We start from the raw sequence: 16,942 nt of genomic DNA on the forward strand, positions 1-16,942 counted from the left end.
GAAGGGAGGAACGATGCGACGCTTCGCCTGCCGACTACTCGACACTGGGCCAGTCCTCGTCCTGGCCGCCATCGCGGGTGCCGGATCGTTCACCCACATCCGCGACACCGCCAGCCAGCACGGCCAGACCGGCTGGATGTCCTGGGCCGTCGCCGTCTGCATCGACCTGACCTGCGTCATGGCCGCCCGCGAACGCCAACGCGACAAGAAGACCGGCCGACCCCGGCCCGGCCGCCTCTCCTGGCCCGTCCTCGTCCTGACCGGCGGCATCGTCCTGTCTCTGGCCGCCAACCTCGCTCAAGCCGACCCGACCGTCTGGGGCTGGATCACCGCCGCCACCCCGGCCGCCGCCTTCCTCATCGCCATCTCGATGCTCGAACGCCGTGCGGCGGGGCCCGAACCGTCCGTCACGTCAGTGGCCTCGTCGTCGTCCGTTCTGGCCTCGTCCGCGACCCCGGAACTTGTCCCACACCATGCCCAGGACGAGGACCGCGCCCAGCAAGAACGGAACGGTGACCTCGCGCCCGCGCTCGTCGACTACGCCCGCCGTGTCGCCGACGACCACCACGCCAAACACGGCAAGCCCATCACCTGCGACGCCCTACGCACCCACCTGGGCGTGTCCAGCCAACTCGCCTCCGACCTTCTACGCGCCTTGCGCACCGCTTGAAAGGAGAACCGACCAATGACCGTCACCCACCGCACCGCTTTCATCAACGGCCTGCTCGATTTGGCCGCCTTCCTCGAAACCCACCCCGATGTCCCCGTCCCGCCCAGCGTCACCGTCCACCACTTCCCCGGCCAGGGCAGCGACGCCGACCAGCGCGCCCAGATCGACCAGATCGCCGCTCTCCTCGACTCGGAGATCGACCACGAGGACTCCCCGTACGACCACCACGCCACCTCGCGCCTGTTCGGCCCGGTCGAATACCGCGCCGTCGCCATCCTGGCCGCCGCCCGCGCCCGCTACGACGCCGAAACCAGCTACCGCGGCTGCATCGAACCCGCCTCTTGAACAGGAGAACCGACCGTGCGTATCCGCATCGACGGCACCCGAGCCGAGATCGTCGACGCCCTGTTCCGCCTACGCCTGCACTTCACCGTCATCGGCGTCTCACGCGCCCACCCCGACCGCGCCCGCCCCCACCACTGGCGCGTCTACCTCACCACCGCCCGCGACCGGAAGCCGCCCAGATGAACGAGGTGATCCACTACTGCTGTTGCACCTGCAACGGCACCGGCATCGACCCCGACGACGCCCGCTGCCGCGACTGCGACGGCACCGGCATCGACAACCACGGCGCATAAACGCGCAGTGCCCCCGGCCTGGCCGCACATCCGCCAAGACGACTGCCAGGTCGAGGGCCATCCCTTCACCCCAACGAGCGAAAGGAGGACACCATCTTGCCCACAACCCACGCCACCGCGCACGCCAAAGCGGGCATGATCGCCCGACTCAACCACCCCGACTACGACCGCTGGGCCGCTCAGGTCCGCAACACCGGAGGCTGCCGCCAGCCCATCCACCTACGCGGCAAGGTCGACCACTACGACCGCGCCACCGGCCAGCTCCTGCACCGCTACACCACCAAGCACGAGCCCGACGGCATCCTGCGCGTCCCGTGCAAGACCCGCCGCGCCTCCCGCTGCCCCGCCTGCGCCGAGACCTACCGCGCCGACACCTACCACCTCATCCGTGCCGGCCTCGTCGGCGGCAAGGGCGTCCCGGACACGGTCACGACCCATCCCACCCTGTTCGTCACCCTCACCGCACCCAGCTTTGGAGCGGTCCATGCACGGCAGGAAAAGAACAGTAAGGTCCGGCCCTGTCATGCCCGCCGCAACGCCGCTACGTGCCCGCATGGCCGCGTCATGTCCTGCACTGCTCGCCACAGCAAAGACGATCCGCGCCTGGGCGAACCGCTCTGCCCGGACTGCTACGACTACACCGGCTCTGTCCTGTTCAACGCCCTGGCACCGCTGCTGTGGAAGCGCTTCGCCGACTCCGTACGCCGTCACCTGGCCAAACTCGGCGGCCTGCTCCTCAAGGAACTTCGCCACCACCTCACCCTCTCCTTCGCCAAGGTCGCCGAATACCAGCGGCGAGGCGTCGTCCACTTCCACGCCATCATCCGCCTCGACGGCCACGGCGGCCCCGACGCACCACCACCCCCCTGGGCCACCGCCGACGCGCTCACCCAAGCCATCCAGCACGCGGCCAAGGCCGTCTCCGCCAAAGCCCCCGCATACGCAGACCAGCCCGAACGAGTCCTGCGCTGGGGCGACCAGCTCGACATCCGCCCCATCACCCTTAACGGCGACCTCACCGACCAAGCTGTGGCTGGCTACATCGCCAAGTACGCCACCAAAGCCGCCGAATGCGTTGGCACCCTCGACCGCCGCATCAACCCACTCGACAACCTCGACGCCTACAACCTGCGCGACCACGCCCGCCGCCTCATCACCACCTGCCAGCGCCTCGGCGCCGAACCCGACCTCGCCGAACTCCGCCTCGCCAACTGGGCCCACATGCTCGGCTTCCGCGGCCACTTCTCCACCCGCTCCCGCCATTACTCCACCACCCTCGGCGACATCCGCACCGACCGAGAAACCCACGCCCGCGACAACGACATCACCACCGGCCGCCTCCCTCTCTTCGACGAAGACACCGTTCTCGTCATCAGCGAATGGAAGTACGCGGGCAAGGGCTACGCCGTTGGCGACCAACTCCTCGTCGCCGCCATCACCGGGACATCGCTGCCTGAGATCCCAGGGAGCCGCCCATGACCCGGCTTCTCCTCACCGTCCCTGAGGCTGCCGAGGCCCTCGCCATTTCCCGCAGCAAGCTCTACCAACTGCTCGCCGCTGGCGCTGTCAACTCCATCCGCATCGACGGCTCCCGCCGCATCCCCGTCTCCGCTCTCACCGACTACATCACCCAACTGGCCAGGAAGGAGATCGCCGTATGACCAAGACACTGGTCGGCACCCCAGATGAGCAACCCCGCAAGAAGCAGGCGGCCAAACTGCGCGACGGCGTCATGAAGCGTGGTACCACCTGGTCATACGTGATCAGGGTTCGAGACGCTGAGACAGGCGAGAGCAAGCCGCGATGGGTGGGCGGCTTCGCCACTGAGGACGACGCGAAGGCGGATCGCGACGAAGCGCGCGTCAAGGCCCGCCGCGGCGAGTACGTCGACCGCAACACGATCACTGTCCGCGAGTACCTCGACGAGTGGATCGAGGCCCACGCGGTCGAGATCAAGCCCAAGACTCTCGCCGACTACCGATACATGATCGACCGGTACGTCAAGCCGAACATTGGCACCCTGCGGCTTCAGGCAGTCAGGGCATCCACGATCACGAAGCTGTACCGGGACCTCAGGGCCGGCGGCGGCAAGAACGGGCGGCCTCTCTCCTCCCGTACAGTCGACTACGTCCACGCCGTCCTTCGGAAGGCGTTCCGAGACGCGGTGAACGTCGACGAGCTGCTCTCGTCCAGCCCTGTGGAGAAGGCCAAGCGCCCCCGGCGCGAGATCAGCGAGCCAGGCACCGTCTGGACCACAGACCAGCTCCGGGCGTTTCTCCGGCACGCCCGCGAGCACCGGCTCTGGGCCTTCTTCCACCTCGCGGCCTACACGGGTGCCCGGCGCGGCGAACTCCTCCACCTCCGCTGGTCGGACGTGGATCTCGACGGCAAGCAGCTTGTCATCCGCGGCTCAGCCTCGTTCATCGACGGTGAGCGCATAGAAGGGACCACCAAGAGCGGCAGGAAGCGGATCGTCAGCCTGGACGACGGCACGATCCAGGTCCTCCGCAACCAGCACAAGATGCAGGCCGCCGACAAGCTGAAGGTCGGCCCCGAATGGCGCGGGGGAGGTGACCACGTGTTCACCACCGGATGGGGCGAGCCGGTGCACCCGGACACCGTCAGCTCACTCTTCCCGATCCTGATCAAGCGCTGCAACGAGGCGTATCCGAACGCCCGGCTGCCGCACGCCAGGCTTCACGACCTCCGCCATATCCACGCGACCACGCTCCTCCTGGCAGGTGTCCCCGTTCACGTCGTCGCGGCCCGCCTGGGCCACGCTGACCCCTCGATCACTCTCAGGGTCTACGCTCACGTGATCCGCGCAGCGGAAGCGTCGGCAGCGGACGTCTTCGCTCGGGCGATCGGCGAGTAGCGGGAGCCACCCAGGAGACACCGTGTTAGCAAGGGTGTTAGCAAGATCCCGGCTTTGTCCTGACAAACAAGAAGGCCCGCTCCAGGATCTCCCTGGTAGCGGGCCTTTCTGCTGTGCGCGGCCGAGAGGACTCGAACCCCTAACCTTCTGATCCGTAGTCAGATGCTCTATCCATTGAGCTACGGCCGCTTAGCTTGTGCGCCTTGACCTGCTCGGTCTCAGCGACAAGAAGACTCTACCAGAGTCGCACGGTGCTTTTAGCCGTCTGATCGGCGCTCAGGGACTCGCGGCTCTCACTTGAGGAGCCAGGGCCTTGCAGGTGGTCACGGTCGGGGTGGTCGGCGTCCTGCGTCGGCGGGCGAGCCGGCGTCGCCACTGCGGTCGGTTGCCTCCGGGCTGGCCTCCCGCCCCCTTCGGGTAGGGGCGGGAGACGTTCTTCGGTGGCTCAGGACAGGGAGACTCGGGCGCCGTCGGAAAAGATCGAGTCGTGTAGTTCGATGGTCTCGGGGGTCAGGTTCTTGGGGATGTCGAACAGGACGACGCCACGTACGGCATTGCCGGGGTTGATCTTCTCGTAGAAGCTCTTCGAGCCCTCCAGGTAGATGGAGGCGCTGGAGTCGGCTTCGTACTCCTTGCCGTTGGCGTACAGCTTCTGGGCGCTGGAGGTGAAGGCCTGTGCCTCGTCGCCGATGTTCTCGACGGTGATGTGGACGAGCAGGAACACGCCCTGTGCTTCGGCACCGAGGAACTCGCTGCCGACTCGGGTGCGTCGCTCCGTCTTGGTGACCGTGAAGGCGAACTTGCCGTCCCGGACGGTGCTGCCGATCTTCGGCGCTTTGGCCTTCTTCGGCCGTGACGTGCGCGATCGGTATGGCCGGATGTGGACAGGGGAGCTGGTGAGGCGGGGCTGTGGATACATCGAAGGGTGTATCCACAGGCGGACCTTCGCAGGAGGTCGCGGGGGGTGGGAGGTGGTGGGATGGGGGCATGTTGCGAGCGGTGTCGGCGGCCGGGGTGGCCTTCGTGGTCGGTGTGCTGCTGATCGCGGGGAACGCCTACCTGCCCCGCGGGGTGCCCTCGTGGGTGCTGGTGGGGCCGTTGACGTTGGTCTGTGCCGGGATCGTGGTGCGGCGGCGGGCGCCGCTCGTCTCGCTCGGCCTCGGGGTGGCCGGGATCGTGTTCGACGGGTTCGTGGGGCCGTCCCTGGGGACGGTGCTGCTGTTCACCGACAACCTGTACGCCGCCGCGCTCTACGGGCCCGCTCGCCTCGCCCGCGTGCTGCTGGGCGCCACCGCGGTGCTGACGATCGTGGCGGGGGCGGTGGCCTGGTTCCTCATGGCCGACTGGCGGCAGCTGACCGTCATGGGGATCCAGGCGGGGCTGGTGCTCATCACGCCGGTCACGACGGCGCTGGTGCTGCGGGAGCAGAGAGACAGGGCGGCGGCGGAGCGGGCGCGGGCCGAGCAGGTCGCGCATCTCGCCGAGCTCGACCGGCAGGCGGCCATCTCGGCCGAGCGTACGCGCATGGCCCGCGAACTCCACGACATGATCGCCAACCACTTCAGCGCCATCGCCATCCAGTCCACGGCCGCGCTGTCCCGGAAGGACCTCGACGCCACGACGGTGCGGACGATCATGGAGTCCGTACGCGAGAACAGCGTCAAGGGCATGGCCGAGATGCGGGCCATGATCGGGCTGCTGCGGCAGGAGGGAGACGACGGGGAGAGCGAGGCCACGCGGCCCCGGCTGGCCGACGCGGAGAGCCTGGTGGAGAGGGTCCGGCGGGCAGGGATGGACGTGGACCTGCAGGTCGAGGGGGACGTACGGGAGCTGCCTGCGGCGGTCGATCTGGCCGGTTACCGGATTCTGCAGGAGGCGCTCACCAACGCGATGAAGCACGGGGAGTCGCCCGTGCTGGTGCGGATCGCCTACGAGGACGAAAGGGTTTCCGTGCGGGTGGAGAACCGGGTCGGCGGAAGGCGGCCGAGGGGGGTCGAGGGGCTGCCGGGGGCCGGGGCGGGGCTGGTCGGCATGCAGGAGCGGACGGTGCTGGTCGGCGGCACCTTCGAGGCAGGTCCGGCGGCGGCGGGGGACGACGGGGTGTGGCGGGTGGTCGCGGTGCTGCCCGCGGAGGCCGGTACGGACGACGTGCCGGCTCTTGGTCGGTAAGGGATTGGCTTCGGGTCTCGGCGGAGGTTCATGGTGGCTATTCGGGTGCTGGTCGCTGATGATCATGCGGCGGTGCGGGTCGGCATCGTGCTGATCCTGGGCGGGGCCGCGGACATCGAGGTCGTGGGCGAGGCCGCCGACGGGGTCGAGGCCGTGGCCATGGCTCGGGAGCTGCGGCCGGACGTCGTGTTGATGGACGTACGGATGCCGCGCCTCGACGGCATCTCCGCCACCCGCGAGCTGGCGGGGGTCTGTGACGTGCTGATCCTCACGACGTTCGACGTGGACGAGTACGTGTTCGGCGCGTTGCGGGCCGGGGCGGCCGGGTTCCTGTTGAAGAACACCGACGCCGATTCCCTGGTCGAGGCCGTACGCGTGGTGGCTCGCGGCGACGGGCTCATCTCGCCAGGGGTGACGCGGAAGCTGATCTCGGCGTTCGCCGAGCAGGCGCCGGTACGCCGGGCCGAGAGCGCCGCCGGTCTCGACGCCCTGACGCCTCGCGAACGTGAGGTGCTGGCCTGCATCGCCAGAGGGATGTCCAATGCCGAGATCGCCAGGGAACTCGACATGGCGGAGGCCACGACCAAGACGCACGTGAGCCGTGTGCTCAACAAGCTGGGGCTGAAGAGCCGGGTGCAGGCCGCGATCTATTACTCGGAGGGCGTGTGACGGGGTAGGTGGGGTGCTGGGCCATAGGGTGTTCGGGGTGAGCGTTTTGTCGTTGCTGTCCGGGTCGTCGTCGGCATCCCTCTCGATGCGGTACGCGCTCGTCGCCGTCGTGATGGGATCGATCATGACGACCAAGGGGGTGGACCGAGCCGATGACCACGACACCGCCGCCGGGGCCTGCTGAGGAGCCCGAGACGCCGAAGCCGGGGCTGGAGGACGCGACGTCTGAGGAGGAGATCGCGCAGGGTGGGGAGCCGCAGTTCCTGCCGCCTCCGACCGGGGAGTCGGTCGGCGTGCCGCCCAGCGCCGAGCCGTCCGGTGGGCAGCCGGTGCCGCCGCCTCCCAGCGGCAGGCCGGTGATGATGCCGCCGCCCACCGGTAAGCCCATCGCCATTCCGCCGCCGTCAGGTGTCCCCCAGCCGATGGCGGTCCCGGACGAAGAGGCATCTGGTACGAAGCCGCCGACCGGCCAAGGCACGTCCGATCAGGGCGCGCCGGCTCAAGGGGCGCCGGCTCAAGGGGCGCCGGCTCAAGGGGTGCCGGGGCAAGGGGTGCCGGGGCAAGGGGTGCCGGGGCAAGGGGCGCCGGGGCAAGGGGGCGTTTCTGGGGAGCAGGCGCCTTCGGGGGCTGGGCGGCCGACGTTCGTGGCGCCCGACACCCCCTACCCCTTGCCCTCCCAGCAACCGCCCCCGCAAAGCGGCCCCTTGTACGAGGGCGGCTTCCCCGGGCAAGCACCCTACGGACCCGCAGCGCCCCATCAAGGCCAACCACCGCACGCCCAGCCGCCCTACGGGACCCAGCCGCCGTACACGAACCAGCCACCGCACGGGGGCCAGCCACCGCACGCAGGCCAGCCACCGTACGCAGGCCAGCCACCGCACGGGGGCCAGCAGTCGTATCCAGGCCAGCCCCAGGGCCCCTACGGGGGGCCGCCGCCGGGCGGCCAGTACCCGCCACCCACGTTCGGCCCCCCACCACCCCCACCCACCACCACCAACACCACCGGCGTCGTGGTCGCCTTCTTCTTCGCCGGCCTGGCCGTCTACAGCGTCCTCAACGCCCTCATCGGCTTCTTCGTCTTCTTCGCCGCCATCAGCGCCCAGGGCAGCTCCAACCCCTACGTCATCGCCGGCACAGTGGTCCTGGCCGCGGTGGGCCTGGTGGCGGGCATCGGGTTGTGCTTCGTCCGCAAGCCGTGGGCGAGAGGCACAGGATTGGGCCTGATGATCGGCTGGGCGTTGTGGTCGATCCTGTCGGCGGGCTTCTGTACGGGACTCAACCCGGGTCTGTACACCTGACATGCCGTACCACGAGATCTTCGTCGGCCTCGGCGTGCTGGTGGCCGCGGTCGTGTTCGTCAGGGAGGCGCGCGGCAGGGGCGCGCTGAACGAGCAGTCGCTGGTCGCGGTGGCCGGCGCCCTGGTCGGCGGGGCGATCGGGATGCGGCTGGCGGGCTGGATGGAGACGCTGGACCTCAAGGACCTCTGGCTGTACGGCTCCCGCAGCATCCTGGGCGGCCTGACCGGCGCGTACGTCGGCGTGCTGATCGCCAAGCGGATCATCGGCTACAAGGAGCGCACGGGCGACCTGTTCGCCCCCGCGGTGGCGCTCGGCATGGCGGTGGGCCGCATCGGCTGCCACCTGACCGAGGCGCCGGGACGCCCGACGGACCTGCCGTGGGGCGTGCACGCGCCGGCGACCACTCCGGAATGCCCGGGATGCCTGACCGGCGAGGCCATGCACCCGTCGTTCATCTACGAGATCATCTTCCAGCTCGCCGCGTTCGTGGCGTTGCGCTGGGCGCGCAGGCGGATGACGCAGCCGGGGGAGCTGTTCACGCTCTACCTGGCGGGGTACGCGGCCTTCCGCTTCCTCGTCGAGTTCACGAGGGCGAACGAGACGGTGTGGCTCGACCTCACCAGACCCCAGTGGTTCCTCCTGCCGGGGCTGGTGCTGCTGGGGATCCGGCTCGCGTACGGGTGGCGGCGCGGTTACTACGATGCCCTTTTCGAGCGGAAGGTCATGACATGAGTGCTGGGATGGGGCTGCGCGGCGACCGGATCCTGCGGTACGTGAACGCGTTCTGCCCGAAATGCCATGGCCGCGACCTGGAGGAGGTCGAGCGGCTGAGCGGCTACCTGGCCGAGCGGGACGGCCGGGTCTGGCTCGAACGCGGCTGCCGCGAGCACGGGTTGATCAGCACGCTGTACGACGAGGACCCGGAGATCCTCGCGTACCTGGAGGAATGGACCGCCCCCACAAAGCAGCACATACCCGACATGTCGGGTAATTTCCGGCCCATCCCCTCCGCCTACCTCCACGGCCTCCCCGAGATGCAGACCCAGCACACCTGCATCCTCCTGGAGGACATCGCCGAGACCTGCAACCTGCGCTGCCCCACCTGCTTCGCCGACAGCTCACCCGACCTGAGCGGCGTCGTCCCGGTCGCGGACGTACTGGCCAACGTCGACCAGCGGCTCCAGCGCGAGAACGGCAAGCTCGACGTCCTCATGCTCAGCGGCGGCGAGCCCACGCTCCACCCCGAGCTCAAGACTCTGCTCGCCGAGCTGACCGCCCGCCCGGTCACCCGCATCCTCATCAACACCAACGGCGTGCTCATCGCCAAGGACGACTCCCTGCTCGACCTGCTCACCGAGCACAGGGAGCGGGTGGAGGTCTACCTCCAGTACGACGGCACGTCGGCCGAGGCGTCCAGGCACCACCGCGGCGGCGACCTGACGAGGATCAAGGCGGACGCCGTACGCCGGCTGTCGGAGCGCGAGATCTTCACCACGCTCGTCATGACCGCCGCGCTCGGGGTGAACGACGGGGAGATCGGCGACGTCGTACGCCTGGCCCTGGACACCCCGTACGTCGGGGGCGTCTCCCTGCAACCCCTGTTCGGCTCCGGCAGGTCGGGCGCCATCGACCCGAACGACCGCCTCACCCACACCGGCGTGCTCAAGCGCCTCGGCCCGCAGACCGACGGGCTGGTGACCTGGCGCGACCTGACCGCGCTGCCCTGCTCGCACCCCCACTGCTGCTCGGTCGGCTACCTGATCCGTGACGACGCGAAGCAGTGGCGTTCGCTGACGGCGTTGATCGGCCACGACCGGCTCAAGGCGAACCTCGGCCTGGTCTCCAACCGCATCGCCGACACCGACATCCCGCGCGAGCTGCGCATGGCCGTCCAGGAGTCGCTGCTCGGGCTGCTGTCGGAGCAGTCGTCGCTGTCGCATCCGCAGATCGGCGACGTGTGGCGGACCATCTGCGAGAACTGCGACCTCGGCGTCTCCACCCTGCTCACGCTGGCCTCGTCGGCGCTGCCGGGCAGGCGGAAGAAGCTGCGCAGGATGCTGGGCGAGCGGGTGGTGCGGATCACGGTCAAGCCGTTCATGGACCTGTCGACCATGATCGAGGAACGGCTCACACAGTGCTGCGTGCACGTGGGGACGCGCGCCGAGCAGGACCAGTGCGCGCCGTTCTGCGCGGTGCAGGCGTGGCCGCAGCTCTCGCGCCAGCGGCTCTCGGCGGTGGCGCGGTGACCCGGCAGAGCGGAGAGGAGCAGCCGTACGATCCGCTGCGCCTGTGCGTGTACGCGACGGTCGCGCTGCTCGCCTGGCTGCTCGGGCCGTGGGCGGTGCTGGGATTCGCGGTGCTCGGGTTCGCCGGTTATTGGCGGGCCAGGCGAGCGGGGCTGTCCAGGAGCAAGTGCTTCCTCAGGGACACCCGGCTCGTGCTGGCCTACCTCGGGCTCATCGGACTGGCCGCGCTGGCCGCGATCGTCGCGGGACTGCTCTGAGCGGTCACTCGGCGGGGACGTACAGGCTGAGGGTCTCGGCGACGCAGGCCGGCCGCTTCTCGCCCTCGATCTCGATCGTCATCTTCAGGGTGGACAGATAGCCGGCCGGGGTGCCCTTGACGTCGGTCAGCTCGCCGACCGCGCGCACCCGCGCGCCCACCGGCACCGGCCTGGGGAAGCGCACCTTGTTGAGCCCGAAGTTGACGCCCATCGCGATGCCCTCGACCTTGACCAGCGAGAACATGAACGACGGCAGCAGCGACAGCGTCAGGTAGCCGTGGGCGATCGTGCCGCCGAACGGCCCCTCCTTGGCCCGCTCCACGTCGACGTGGATCCACTGGTGGTCGTCGGTGGCGTCGGCGAAGGTGTCGACCTGCTCCTGGGTGATGGTGCGCCACTCCGTGGGGCCGAACGTCTCGCCGACGGCCGCCTTGAGTTCCTGTACGTTCGCGAAGGTCCGCATGGCCACGAACGCTATTGCCAGGGCGGGACGGCTGCCAACTTCTCACCGGAGCGCGACGCGCCCGGATCGGCGCCGGGATGACCGGGGGCTCCTGGTGTTCCCAAGATCTTTACTCGAAACCATCGCATAGGTGTTCGAGTCCGCGCTACAGTTCTAGGTACCGCAATCGAACAGAGGTTCGGCCTGGTGAGAGGGGGTGTGTCCGATGACGGTGCTCGCGCCCGCCCCTGCTCGGACACGCCGTAGCACTTTCTTCCCAAATCTAAGACGGCCGCTATATCCGGCAATAAAGTCCGAGAGCGTGGACCCTGTGCGAAACCCCTATGCTCCCGGCGCCGGGCAGCGCCCGCCGGAGCTCGCCGGGCGCGATCGCGAGCTCCAGCAGTTCGAGGTCGTGCTGGAGCGGGTGGCCCGCGGCCGTCCCGAGCGCAGCATGGTCGTGACCGGCCTGCGGGGAGTGGGCAAGACCGTCCTGCTCAACACGTTCAAGTCCATGGCCATGCAGCGGCTGTGGGGCACGGGCAAGATCGAGGCCCGGCCCGACCAGTCGATCAGGCGGCCGGTGGCCGCCGCCCTCCACATGGCCATCCGCGAGCTGGCTCCGCGCCACCGCGCGCCCGAGCGCATCGAGGAGTTCCTCGGCGTGCTCAAGGCGTTCGCGATGCGCGACCCGTCCGCGGCCAAGGGCACCTCCCACTGGTCGCCCGGCATCGAGGTGCCCGCCAGCCGCGGGCGCGCCGACTCGGGTGACCTGGAGATCGACCTCACCGAGCTTTTCGTCGACGCGGCGAGCGTGGCCACCGACCTGGGGGTGGGCATCGCGCTGTTCATCGACGAGATGCAGGACGTGCAGCCCGCCGACGTCTCCGCGCTCTGCGCGGCCTGCCACGAGCTGTCACAGTCGGGCGGGCCGCTGATCGTGGTGGGCGCCGGGCTGCCGCACCTGCCCAGCGTGCTGTCGGCGAGCAAGAGCTATTCCGAGCGGCTCTTCCGCTACGCGCGCATCGACAAGCTCGACCGTGAGGCGGCCGACCTGGCGCTGATCCTGCCGGCCCGCGAGGAGGAGGTGGAGTTCACCCAGGAGGCCCTCGACGCCCTCTACGAGGCCGCCGACGGTTATCCCTACTTCGTGCAGGCCTACGGCAAGGTCGCCTGGGACCTCGCGCCGCGCAGCCCCATCACCCTCGAAGACGTCAAGGTCTCCGCGCCCGAGGCCGAGGAAGAGCTCGCGGTCGGCTTCTTCGGCAGCCGCTACGAGCGCGCCACCCCGGCCGAGCGCGACTACATGCACGCCATGGCGCAGATCGGCGACGAGCCGGTGGCCACCGCCGAGGTGGCCGACGCGCTCGGGCGCAAGCCGTCCAGCCTCTCGCCGGCCCGCGACAGCCTCATCAAGAAAGGGCTCATCTACAGCGCCGAGCGCGGCCAGATCGCGTTCACGGTGCCGCACTTCGGCAAGTTCCTGCGTGCTCAGCCCATCTGAGCGACGCCCCTAGACCTCTATTGGGCTGTCTAGTGGGGAAGCTAGACAGCCCAATAGAGCTATATCGCCATGCCTGTCGAGCGAAATCTAACGCTGTCTAGCGTCAGGCCGATACTGGCGTATATTCCGCGAGAGGCTCGCTGTCCTGCGCGCTGACCACGGCCATTCGCACCGCCGGGCGCCGCCCGCTGAGATAGACCGCGAAGACCACGTCGTCGCCGTCGTTGTTGCGGAAGGCGAAGAAGCGCCAGCACAGCTCCCGCCAGCTGTCGTACGGCTGCGCCGACACCAGCTCCGCCCGGTTGGCCCGCCAGACGCCGCTCGACCTGAGCCGCGACAGGGTGACCGACTCGGCGGGGCCGCGGCGCTGCTCGCAGGGGGCGCGGAAGCGTACGCGGTCGATCAGCTCCTCCACCTCGGGCGACAGCAGCACGAGCAGGGCCACGCCGGCGGCGGCGTACCACGACACGTGGGACACCGACGCCCAGCCCGACACCGGAGCCCACACCGTCATCACCGCCATGCCGGTGAGCACCACCGTGCGGCCGATCGAGCGCAGCCCGACCGGGGCCGAGCTCACCTCGCCGAAGCAGCCGCAGCCCGCGTCGGGCCGCCGCCTGCGCAGCTCCAGCAGCACGTACGTGGACAGCGCGAAGAACGCCACCGTGCCCCACCGGAACAGCGGATGCGTCGTCACCAGCAGCCCCGCGGCCAGCGCCAGCTCGGCCGCCGCGCACACCAGCAGCGCCGGAGCCTGCATGCGCCCCGGCACCAGCACCGCGGGCCCGAGCCGCGACAGCGAACCCGGCTCACCCCCGGAGGTCACCGTGCCCACCTTCGCCACCGTGCCGAGGGCGAGCATGACGATCAGGAGCGGGAGCTGTGATTCAAGCACGAACGTCACCCCAATCCGATCTGCGCATTGAAGCACCCTTTGATGAGGTCGCCGCCGAGTTCGACGTACGAGGAGGGTGAGAGCTCCGCGATCCGCCCGCGCGGGGAGGTGTCGCACTCGACGCACCGGTCACAGAACCGCCCCGCCACGCACCCGCACGCCACCACGGGCACGTTGGCCGAGCGGCTCGTGCACACGTTACGCACCTGCAGCAGCGAGCCGAGCGCGAGGTACGGCAGGCCCGCGCACGACATCCCCGCCTGCGCGCAGCCCGTGTCGGCGCGCTCCAGCATGGGGTACGCCGCGCCGCGCTCTTCCTCGTCGAACGTGTCGGACCAGGTGGCCGTGCCCGCGATGCGGGACTGGGCGCCCGCGTACGCCGGCGGTGGAGGCGGCACCGCCCGCGCCGGGTAGGGCGGCTGCGAGGTGGCGGGCAGCAGCGCGAGACCGGCGCCGTCCTGCCGGATGCCGATCGCGTCGAACAGGTAGCCGGGCTCGAACAGCGGATGGCGCACCTGGAGCCGGCCTGAGGCGCGGTAGGGGATGACGACCGTACGGTGGCCGCGGTGCGGGCCGCAGTCGAGCTCGACGGTCAGGTCACGGCGGCCCTGAATGGACAGGATCGTCCCGGTGATGCGGGTGATGTCGGCCCAGATGCGGTCGACCACCCGGCCCTCGCGCATGGCCCGCATCAGCACCATGCAGCCCACGGGCAGGTCGGCGGGCGCCACCTCGGAGCCGTGCCACGCGGTGGCCCAGGGCGCGATCACGAGGCGCTCCTCGGCGCCGCCCGGGGTCTCGATGGTGATCAGGTGCGGGCTGACGTCGAGCACCTCGCCGGCCACGGCCCGCAGCGGCTCGCCGGTGCCCGCGTCGGCGCCGGGAACGCCCCCCTCGCGGCCGAGCGCCGCCGCGGCGAGCACCCTGCGGCGCTCAACGCTCGGATAGCCCATCCGCCCTCCCTCGCCTCGGGTACTAGGGTCACATGACTCAGAGGCTGATCACGCCGTGGTGGCGGGGATGAGAGCAAAATACGCATCCCTGGGGAAGTGCCTTCACCTACGGCGTCGTACAAACCGCCACCAACCTTGACCTAGCTTTGTCTGCGGTGGGCCGAAACCTGAATTGCGGTTCGGGCACAAATGGGCATCAGGCTGCGATTCTGGCCACGATGCAGACCACCGGCTGGGAAGACGAGTTCCGCGAGTACGTCAGGGCGCGCGGTCCCGCGCTGCTGCGCCAGGCGCATCAGCTCACCGGGCATCCGCTCGACGCGGAGGACCTGTTGCAGAGCGCGCTCACCAAGACGTACCTGGCCTGGCACCGCATCGAGGACCGCGGGGCGCTGGACGGATACGTACGGCGGGCCATGGTCAACATCAACATCTCGCAGTGGCGGCGGCGCAAGGTGGAGGAGTACCCGTCCGATGACCTGCCGGAGGTGGTGCACCACCACCACGAGCCGGTCGGCGAGGTGCACGAGGCGCTCGAACAGGCGCTGCGCGAGCTGCCCGAACGCATGCGCGCGGCGATCGTGCTGCGCTACTACGAGGACATGACCGAGCCCGAGATCGCCAAGACGCTCGGGATCAGCGTGGGAACGGTCAAAAGCACGGTCTCGCGGGCGATGGCCAAGCTCAGGAACGCGCTGGCAGGCTAGGGTCGGCGCCGGCGGTGGCGCAGGGGCGGACGACCTGCCGGATCTTGCGCAGACTCGCCAGGAACGCCTCCAGCTCGTCCTTGTCGAGCTGGCCGGTGAACAGGTCTTCGATGTCCTGTACGTGCTTGGGCAGCACGAGCTCCAGCCGGTCGTGGCCCTCGTCGGTGAGGGCGGCGTAGGAGGCCCTGCGGTCGGTGGGGCAAGCCTCCCTGCGGACCAGGCCCTCACGTTCGAGCCGGTCGACCACTCTGGTCACCCCGCTGGTGGACAGTCCCGTCTGGGCGGCCAGGTCGCTCATGCGCAGGCGGCGGCCGGGGGAACGTGCCAAGCGGATGAGGGCCTCGAAATCGACGTCCGACAACCCCGCGGCGTTGAGCGCCGGCGCTAGCCGGTCCATCAAGCCCGCGTGCACCTCGTGCAGGAGTCCTATCGCCGTCACCCGGGGGTCGTCCACGTTCATCACCTTCATACCTTAGCCGACGATAGTTGACGGGAGGAATATTCCTCGGGTAGAAAGTTGTTGCCGCAGACATCCACGTAACAACCGTCCTTCCAAGGAGAACCCCGATGTCCACCCGTACCTGGGAGTCCCTGACCATCCCCGCCGCCGGGGCGTACACCATTGACGTAGCGCACACGAACGTGGGCTTCGTCGTCAAGCACATGATGGTCAGCAAGGTCCGCGGCCACTTCGGCACGTTCAGCGGCTCGGTCACGATCGCCGAGAACCCGCTCGAGTCGTCCGCCGAGCTCAGCATCGAGACCGCCAGCATCGACACGGGCATGCCCGACCGTGACGGCCACCTGCGCAGCGACGACTTCCTGTCGGCGGAGAAGTTCCCGACCATTACGTTCAAGAGCACGCGCGTGACCGGCCACTCGGGCGACGAGTTCACCGTCGTCGGCGACCTCACCATCCGCGACGTCACGCGCGAGGTCGAGCTCACGGTCGAGTACGGCGGCGCCGGCACCAACCCCTGGGGCCAGGCCGTGTGGGGCTTCTCGATCAGCACGGAGTTCGACCGCGAGGACTTCGGCCTGACCTGGAACCAGGCGCTGGAGACCGGTGGCGTGCTGGTGGGCAAGAAGGTCAAGATCGAGATCGAGGGCGAGGCCAACCCGGCCGCCTGACCCGTCGTTTTGTGGGCCCCTGGCATGACCGACAGATCCGGAACGCCTGGGACCTCCTGTGGAAAACCCACTTATCCACAGCCCCTGAAGCCCGCCCCAACTCTGGGCGGGCTTCATCCACAGGCAGTTACCCACAGCCTGTTGATAACTCGCCGAGGCGGCCTGCGGACCAATCGCTTTGCCGCCTCGCCAGAAGGCCGGTACGCTGTGCTGAGCCGCACTGGCTCCCAGGAGGATTCGCCTAGTCAGGTCTATGGCGCCGCACTGCTAATGCGGTTTGGGTTTACCGCCCATCCGGGGTTCAAATCCCCGATCCTCCGCAGGTGAGAGGCCCTTCCCCGTTCTTCGGGGGAGGGCCTCATTCGATCTTCAGAGGTGCCGTAGTTGCAGCGCTAGTGGCCCGTCACGCAACCTTGGCCGGGTAACTGGTCCAGCTTCGGATAGGTGAAGTGGCGGCGAAGCTGGTCTTTGGTTGGGCGCGGGCGTT

The 16,942-nt window shown here is 69.2% G+C and carries 21 protein-coding genes and 2 tRNA genes; 17 read left to right on the forward strand and 6 right to left on the reverse strand.

Going from position 1 to position 16,942, the window contains the following annotated elements; translation table 11 throughout:
* Window positions 1–13: 13 nt before the first annotated feature.
* The 6 genes from AB0K18_RS48820 to AB0K18_RS48845 all read left to right on the forward strand — a co-directional run bounded on the left by AB0K18_RS48820 (window position 14) and on the right by AB0K18_RS48845 (window position 4,183).
* Window positions 14–670, forward strand: a complete 657-nt coding sequence (locus AB0K18_RS48820; protein WP_364929594.1) for a DUF2637 domain-containing protein — start codon at window positions 14–16, stop codon at window positions 668–670.
* Window positions 671–685: 15 nt separating this feature from the next.
* Window positions 686–1,015 (forward strand): hypothetical protein, encoded by a 330-nt coding sequence (locus AB0K18_RS48825; protein WP_364929596.1) that lies wholly within the window; start codon window positions 686–688, stop codon window positions 1,013–1,015.
* A gap of 15 nt (window positions 1,016–1,030) precedes the next feature.
* A complete protein-coding gene (locus AB0K18_RS48830; protein ID WP_364929599.1) occupies window positions 1,031–1,198 on the forward strand; it encodes a hypothetical protein in 168 nt (55 codons plus the stop codon).
* A 206-nt stretch (window positions 1,199–1,404) separates the two neighbouring features.
* Window positions 1,405–2,787: a replication initiator gene (locus tag AB0K18_RS48835; protein ID WP_364929602.1), complete on the forward strand. Its 1,383-nt coding sequence runs from the start codon at window positions 1,405–1,407 to the stop codon at window positions 2,785–2,787.
* Complete coding sequence (locus AB0K18_RS48840) at window positions 2,784–2,969, forward strand: helix-turn-helix domain-containing protein (RefSeq protein WP_364929605.1); 186 nt, start codon at window positions 2,784–2,786, stop codon at window positions 2,967–2,969. The genes AB0K18_RS48835 and AB0K18_RS48840 overlap by 4 nt, the downstream gene beginning before the upstream one ends.
* Window positions 2,966–4,183, forward strand: coding sequence for a site-specific integrase (locus tag AB0K18_RS48845; protein ID WP_364929608.1), 1,218 nt, complete (start codon window positions 2,966–2,968; stop codon window positions 4,181–4,183). The genes AB0K18_RS48840 and AB0K18_RS48845 overlap by 4 nt, the downstream gene beginning before the upstream one ends.
* A 116-nt stretch (window positions 4,184–4,299) precedes the next feature.
* Here the strand turns inward: AB0K18_RS48845 and AB0K18_RS48850 are convergent.
* Window positions 4,300–4,372, reverse strand: a tRNA-Arg gene (locus AB0K18_RS48850).
* A 256-nt stretch (window positions 4,373–4,628) separates the two neighbouring features.
* Window positions 4,629–5,102: a DUF4352 domain-containing protein gene (locus AB0K18_RS48855; protein WP_364929610.1), complete on the reverse strand. Its 474-nt coding sequence runs from the start codon at window positions 5,100–5,102 to the stop codon at window positions 4,629–4,631.
* Between the two features lie 68 nt (window positions 5,103–5,170).
* On the opposite strand from AB0K18_RS48855, the gene AB0K18_RS48860 reads away from it, so the two are divergent.
* The 7 genes from AB0K18_RS48860 (at window position 5,171) to AB0K18_RS48890 (ending at window position 10,823) form a co-directional block, all read left to right on the forward strand.
* A complete protein-coding gene (locus tag AB0K18_RS48860; RefSeq protein WP_364929614.1) occupies window positions 5,171–6,352 on the forward strand; it encodes a histidine kinase in 1,182 nt (393 codons plus the stop codon).
* Window positions 6,353–6,382: 30 nt separating this feature from the next.
* Window positions 6,383–7,021, forward strand: a complete 639-nt coding sequence (locus AB0K18_RS48865; RefSeq protein WP_364929617.1) for a response regulator transcription factor — start codon at window positions 6,383–6,385, stop codon at window positions 7,019–7,021.
* Window positions 7,022–7,058: 37 nt separating this feature from the next.
* The gene (locus tag AB0K18_RS48870) at window positions 7,059–7,205 is read left to right on the forward strand and encodes a hypothetical protein (RefSeq protein WP_364368386.1); all 147 of its coding nucleotides are present in this window, start codon (window positions 7,059–7,061) and stop codon (window positions 7,203–7,205) included.
* Between the two features lie 826 nt (window positions 7,206–8,031).
* Window positions 8,032–8,319 (forward strand): hypothetical protein, encoded by a 288-nt coding sequence (locus AB0K18_RS48875; protein WP_345393645.1) that lies wholly within the window; start codon window positions 8,032–8,034, stop codon window positions 8,317–8,319.
* Between the two features lies 1 nt (window position 8,320).
* Window positions 8,321–9,052 (forward strand): prolipoprotein diacylglyceryl transferase family protein, encoded by a 732-nt coding sequence (locus AB0K18_RS48880; RefSeq protein ID WP_364929621.1) that lies wholly within the window; start codon window positions 8,321–8,323, stop codon window positions 9,050–9,052.
* Entirely contained in the window at window positions 9,049–10,566 is a 1,518-nt protein-coding gene (locus AB0K18_RS48885) for a radical SAM protein (protein ID WP_364929625.1), read from the forward strand. The genes AB0K18_RS48880 and AB0K18_RS48885 overlap by 4 nt, the downstream gene beginning before the upstream one ends.
* A complete protein-coding gene (locus tag AB0K18_RS48890; protein WP_364929628.1) occupies window positions 10,563–10,823 on the forward strand; it encodes a hypothetical protein in 261 nt (86 codons plus the stop codon). The genes AB0K18_RS48885 and AB0K18_RS48890 overlap by 4 nt, the downstream gene beginning before the upstream one ends.
* A 4-nt stretch (window positions 10,824–10,827) precedes the next feature.
* On the opposite strand, the gene AB0K18_RS48895 is transcribed toward AB0K18_RS48890, so the two are convergent.
* Complete coding sequence (locus AB0K18_RS48895) at window positions 10,828–11,286, reverse strand: MaoC family dehydratase (protein ID WP_364929630.1); 459 nt, start codon at window positions 11,284–11,286, stop codon at window positions 10,828–10,830.
* 301 nt (window positions 11,287–11,587) lie between these two features.
* Between AB0K18_RS48895 and AB0K18_RS48900 the strand changes: the two genes are divergently transcribed.
* Window positions 11,588–12,769, forward strand: a complete 1,182-nt coding sequence (locus AB0K18_RS48900) for an ATP-binding protein (RefSeq protein WP_355416186.1) — start codon at window positions 11,588–11,590, stop codon at window positions 12,767–12,769.
* A 103-nt stretch (window positions 12,770–12,872) separates the two neighbouring features.
* On the opposite strand, the gene AB0K18_RS48905 is transcribed toward AB0K18_RS48900, so the two are convergent.
* On the reverse strand, window positions 12,873–13,664 hold the full coding sequence (locus AB0K18_RS48905; protein WP_364929633.1) for a MauE/DoxX family redox-associated membrane protein: 792 nt from the start codon (window positions 13,662–13,664) through the stop codon (window positions 12,873–12,875).
* A 5-nt stretch (window positions 13,665–13,669) separates the two neighbouring features.
* Window positions 13,670–14,617 (reverse strand): hypothetical protein, encoded by a 948-nt coding sequence (locus AB0K18_RS48910; RefSeq protein WP_364929636.1) that lies wholly within the window; start codon window positions 14,615–14,617, stop codon window positions 13,670–13,672.
* A gap of 218 nt (window positions 14,618–14,835) precedes the next feature.
* Here AB0K18_RS48910 and AB0K18_RS48915 point away from each other — a divergent pair, with 218 nt between their 5' ends.
* Complete coding sequence (locus AB0K18_RS48915; protein WP_345393664.1) at window positions 14,836–15,324, forward strand: SigE family RNA polymerase sigma factor; 489 nt, start codon at window positions 14,836–14,838, stop codon at window positions 15,322–15,324.
* Here the strand turns inward: AB0K18_RS48915 and AB0K18_RS48920 are convergent.
* Window positions 15,302–15,793, reverse strand: coding sequence for a MarR family transcriptional regulator (locus tag AB0K18_RS48920; RefSeq protein ID WP_364929642.1), 492 nt, complete (start codon window positions 15,791–15,793; stop codon window positions 15,302–15,304). The genes AB0K18_RS48915 and AB0K18_RS48920 overlap by 23 nt on opposite strands.
* Before the next feature lie 98 nt (window positions 15,794–15,891).
* Between AB0K18_RS48920 and AB0K18_RS48925 the strand changes: the two genes are divergently transcribed.
* On the forward strand, window positions 15,892–16,455 hold the full coding sequence (locus AB0K18_RS48925) for a YceI family protein (protein ID WP_364929645.1): 564 nt from the start codon (window positions 15,892–15,894) through the stop codon (window positions 16,453–16,455).
* A 230-nt stretch (window positions 16,456–16,685) separates the two neighbouring features.
* A tRNA-Ser gene (locus AB0K18_RS48930) sits at window positions 16,686–16,775 on the forward strand.
* Window positions 16,776–16,942 lie beyond the last annotated feature (167 nt).

It is taken from the genome of Nonomuraea sp. NPDC049421, from assembly GCF_040677005.1.
In the GTDB taxonomy this organism is placed as follows: domain Bacteria; phylum Actinomycetota; class Actinomycetes; order Streptosporangiales; family Streptosporangiaceae; genus Nonomuraea; species Nonomuraea salmonea.

Bases quoted from the DNA above. Each gene is read 5' to 3' on its own strand.
- AB0K18_RS48820 (WP_364929594.1), top strand. From the start codon at position 14: ATGCGACGCTTCGCCTGCCGACTACTCGACACTGGGCCAGTCCTCGTC.
- AB0K18_RS48825 (WP_364929596.1), top strand. From the start codon at position 686: ATGACCGTCACCCACCGCACCGCTTTCATCAACGGCCTGCTCGATTTG.
- AB0K18_RS48840 (WP_364929605.1), top strand. From the start codon at position 2,784: ATGACCCGGCTTCTCCTCACCGTCCCTGAGGCTGCCGAGGCCCTCGCC.
- AB0K18_RS48845 (WP_364929608.1), top strand. From the start codon at position 2,966: ATGACCAAGACACTGGTCGGCACCCCAGATGAGCAACCCCGCAAGAAG.
- AB0K18_RS48855 (WP_364929610.1), bottom strand. From the start codon at position 5,102: ATGTATCCACAGCCCCGCCTCACCAGCTCCCCTGTCCACATCCGGCCA.
- AB0K18_RS48860 (WP_364929614.1), top strand. From the start codon at position 5,171: ATGTTGCGAGCGGTGTCGGCGGCCGGGGTGGCCTTCGTGGTCGGTGTG.
- AB0K18_RS48865 (WP_364929617.1), top strand. From the start codon at position 6,383: ATGGTGGCTATTCGGGTGCTGGTCGCTGATGATCATGCGGCGGTGCGG.
- AB0K18_RS48880 (WP_364929621.1), top strand. From the start codon at position 8,321: ATGCCGTACCACGAGATCTTCGTCGGCCTCGGCGTGCTGGTGGCCGCG.
- AB0K18_RS48885 (WP_364929625.1), top strand. From the start codon at position 9,049: ATGAGTGCTGGGATGGGGCTGCGCGGCGACCGGATCCTGCGGTACGTG.
- AB0K18_RS48895 (WP_364929630.1), bottom strand. From the start codon at position 11,286: ATGCGGACCTTCGCGAACGTACAGGAACTCAAGGCGGCCGTCGGCGAG.
- AB0K18_RS48910 (WP_364929636.1), bottom strand. From the start codon at position 14,617: ATGGGCTATCCGAGCGTTGAGCGCCGCAGGGTGCTCGCCGCGGCGGCG.
- AB0K18_RS48915 (WP_345393664.1), top strand. From the start codon at position 14,836: ATGCAGACCACCGGCTGGGAAGACGAGTTCCGCGAGTACGTCAGGGCG.
- AB0K18_RS48920 (WP_364929642.1), bottom strand. From the start codon at position 15,793: ATGAAGGTGATGAACGTGGACGACCCCCGGGTGACGGCGATAGGACTC.
- AB0K18_RS48925 (WP_364929645.1), top strand. From the start codon at position 15,892: ATGTCCACCCGTACCTGGGAGTCCCTGACCATCCCCGCCGCCGGGGCG.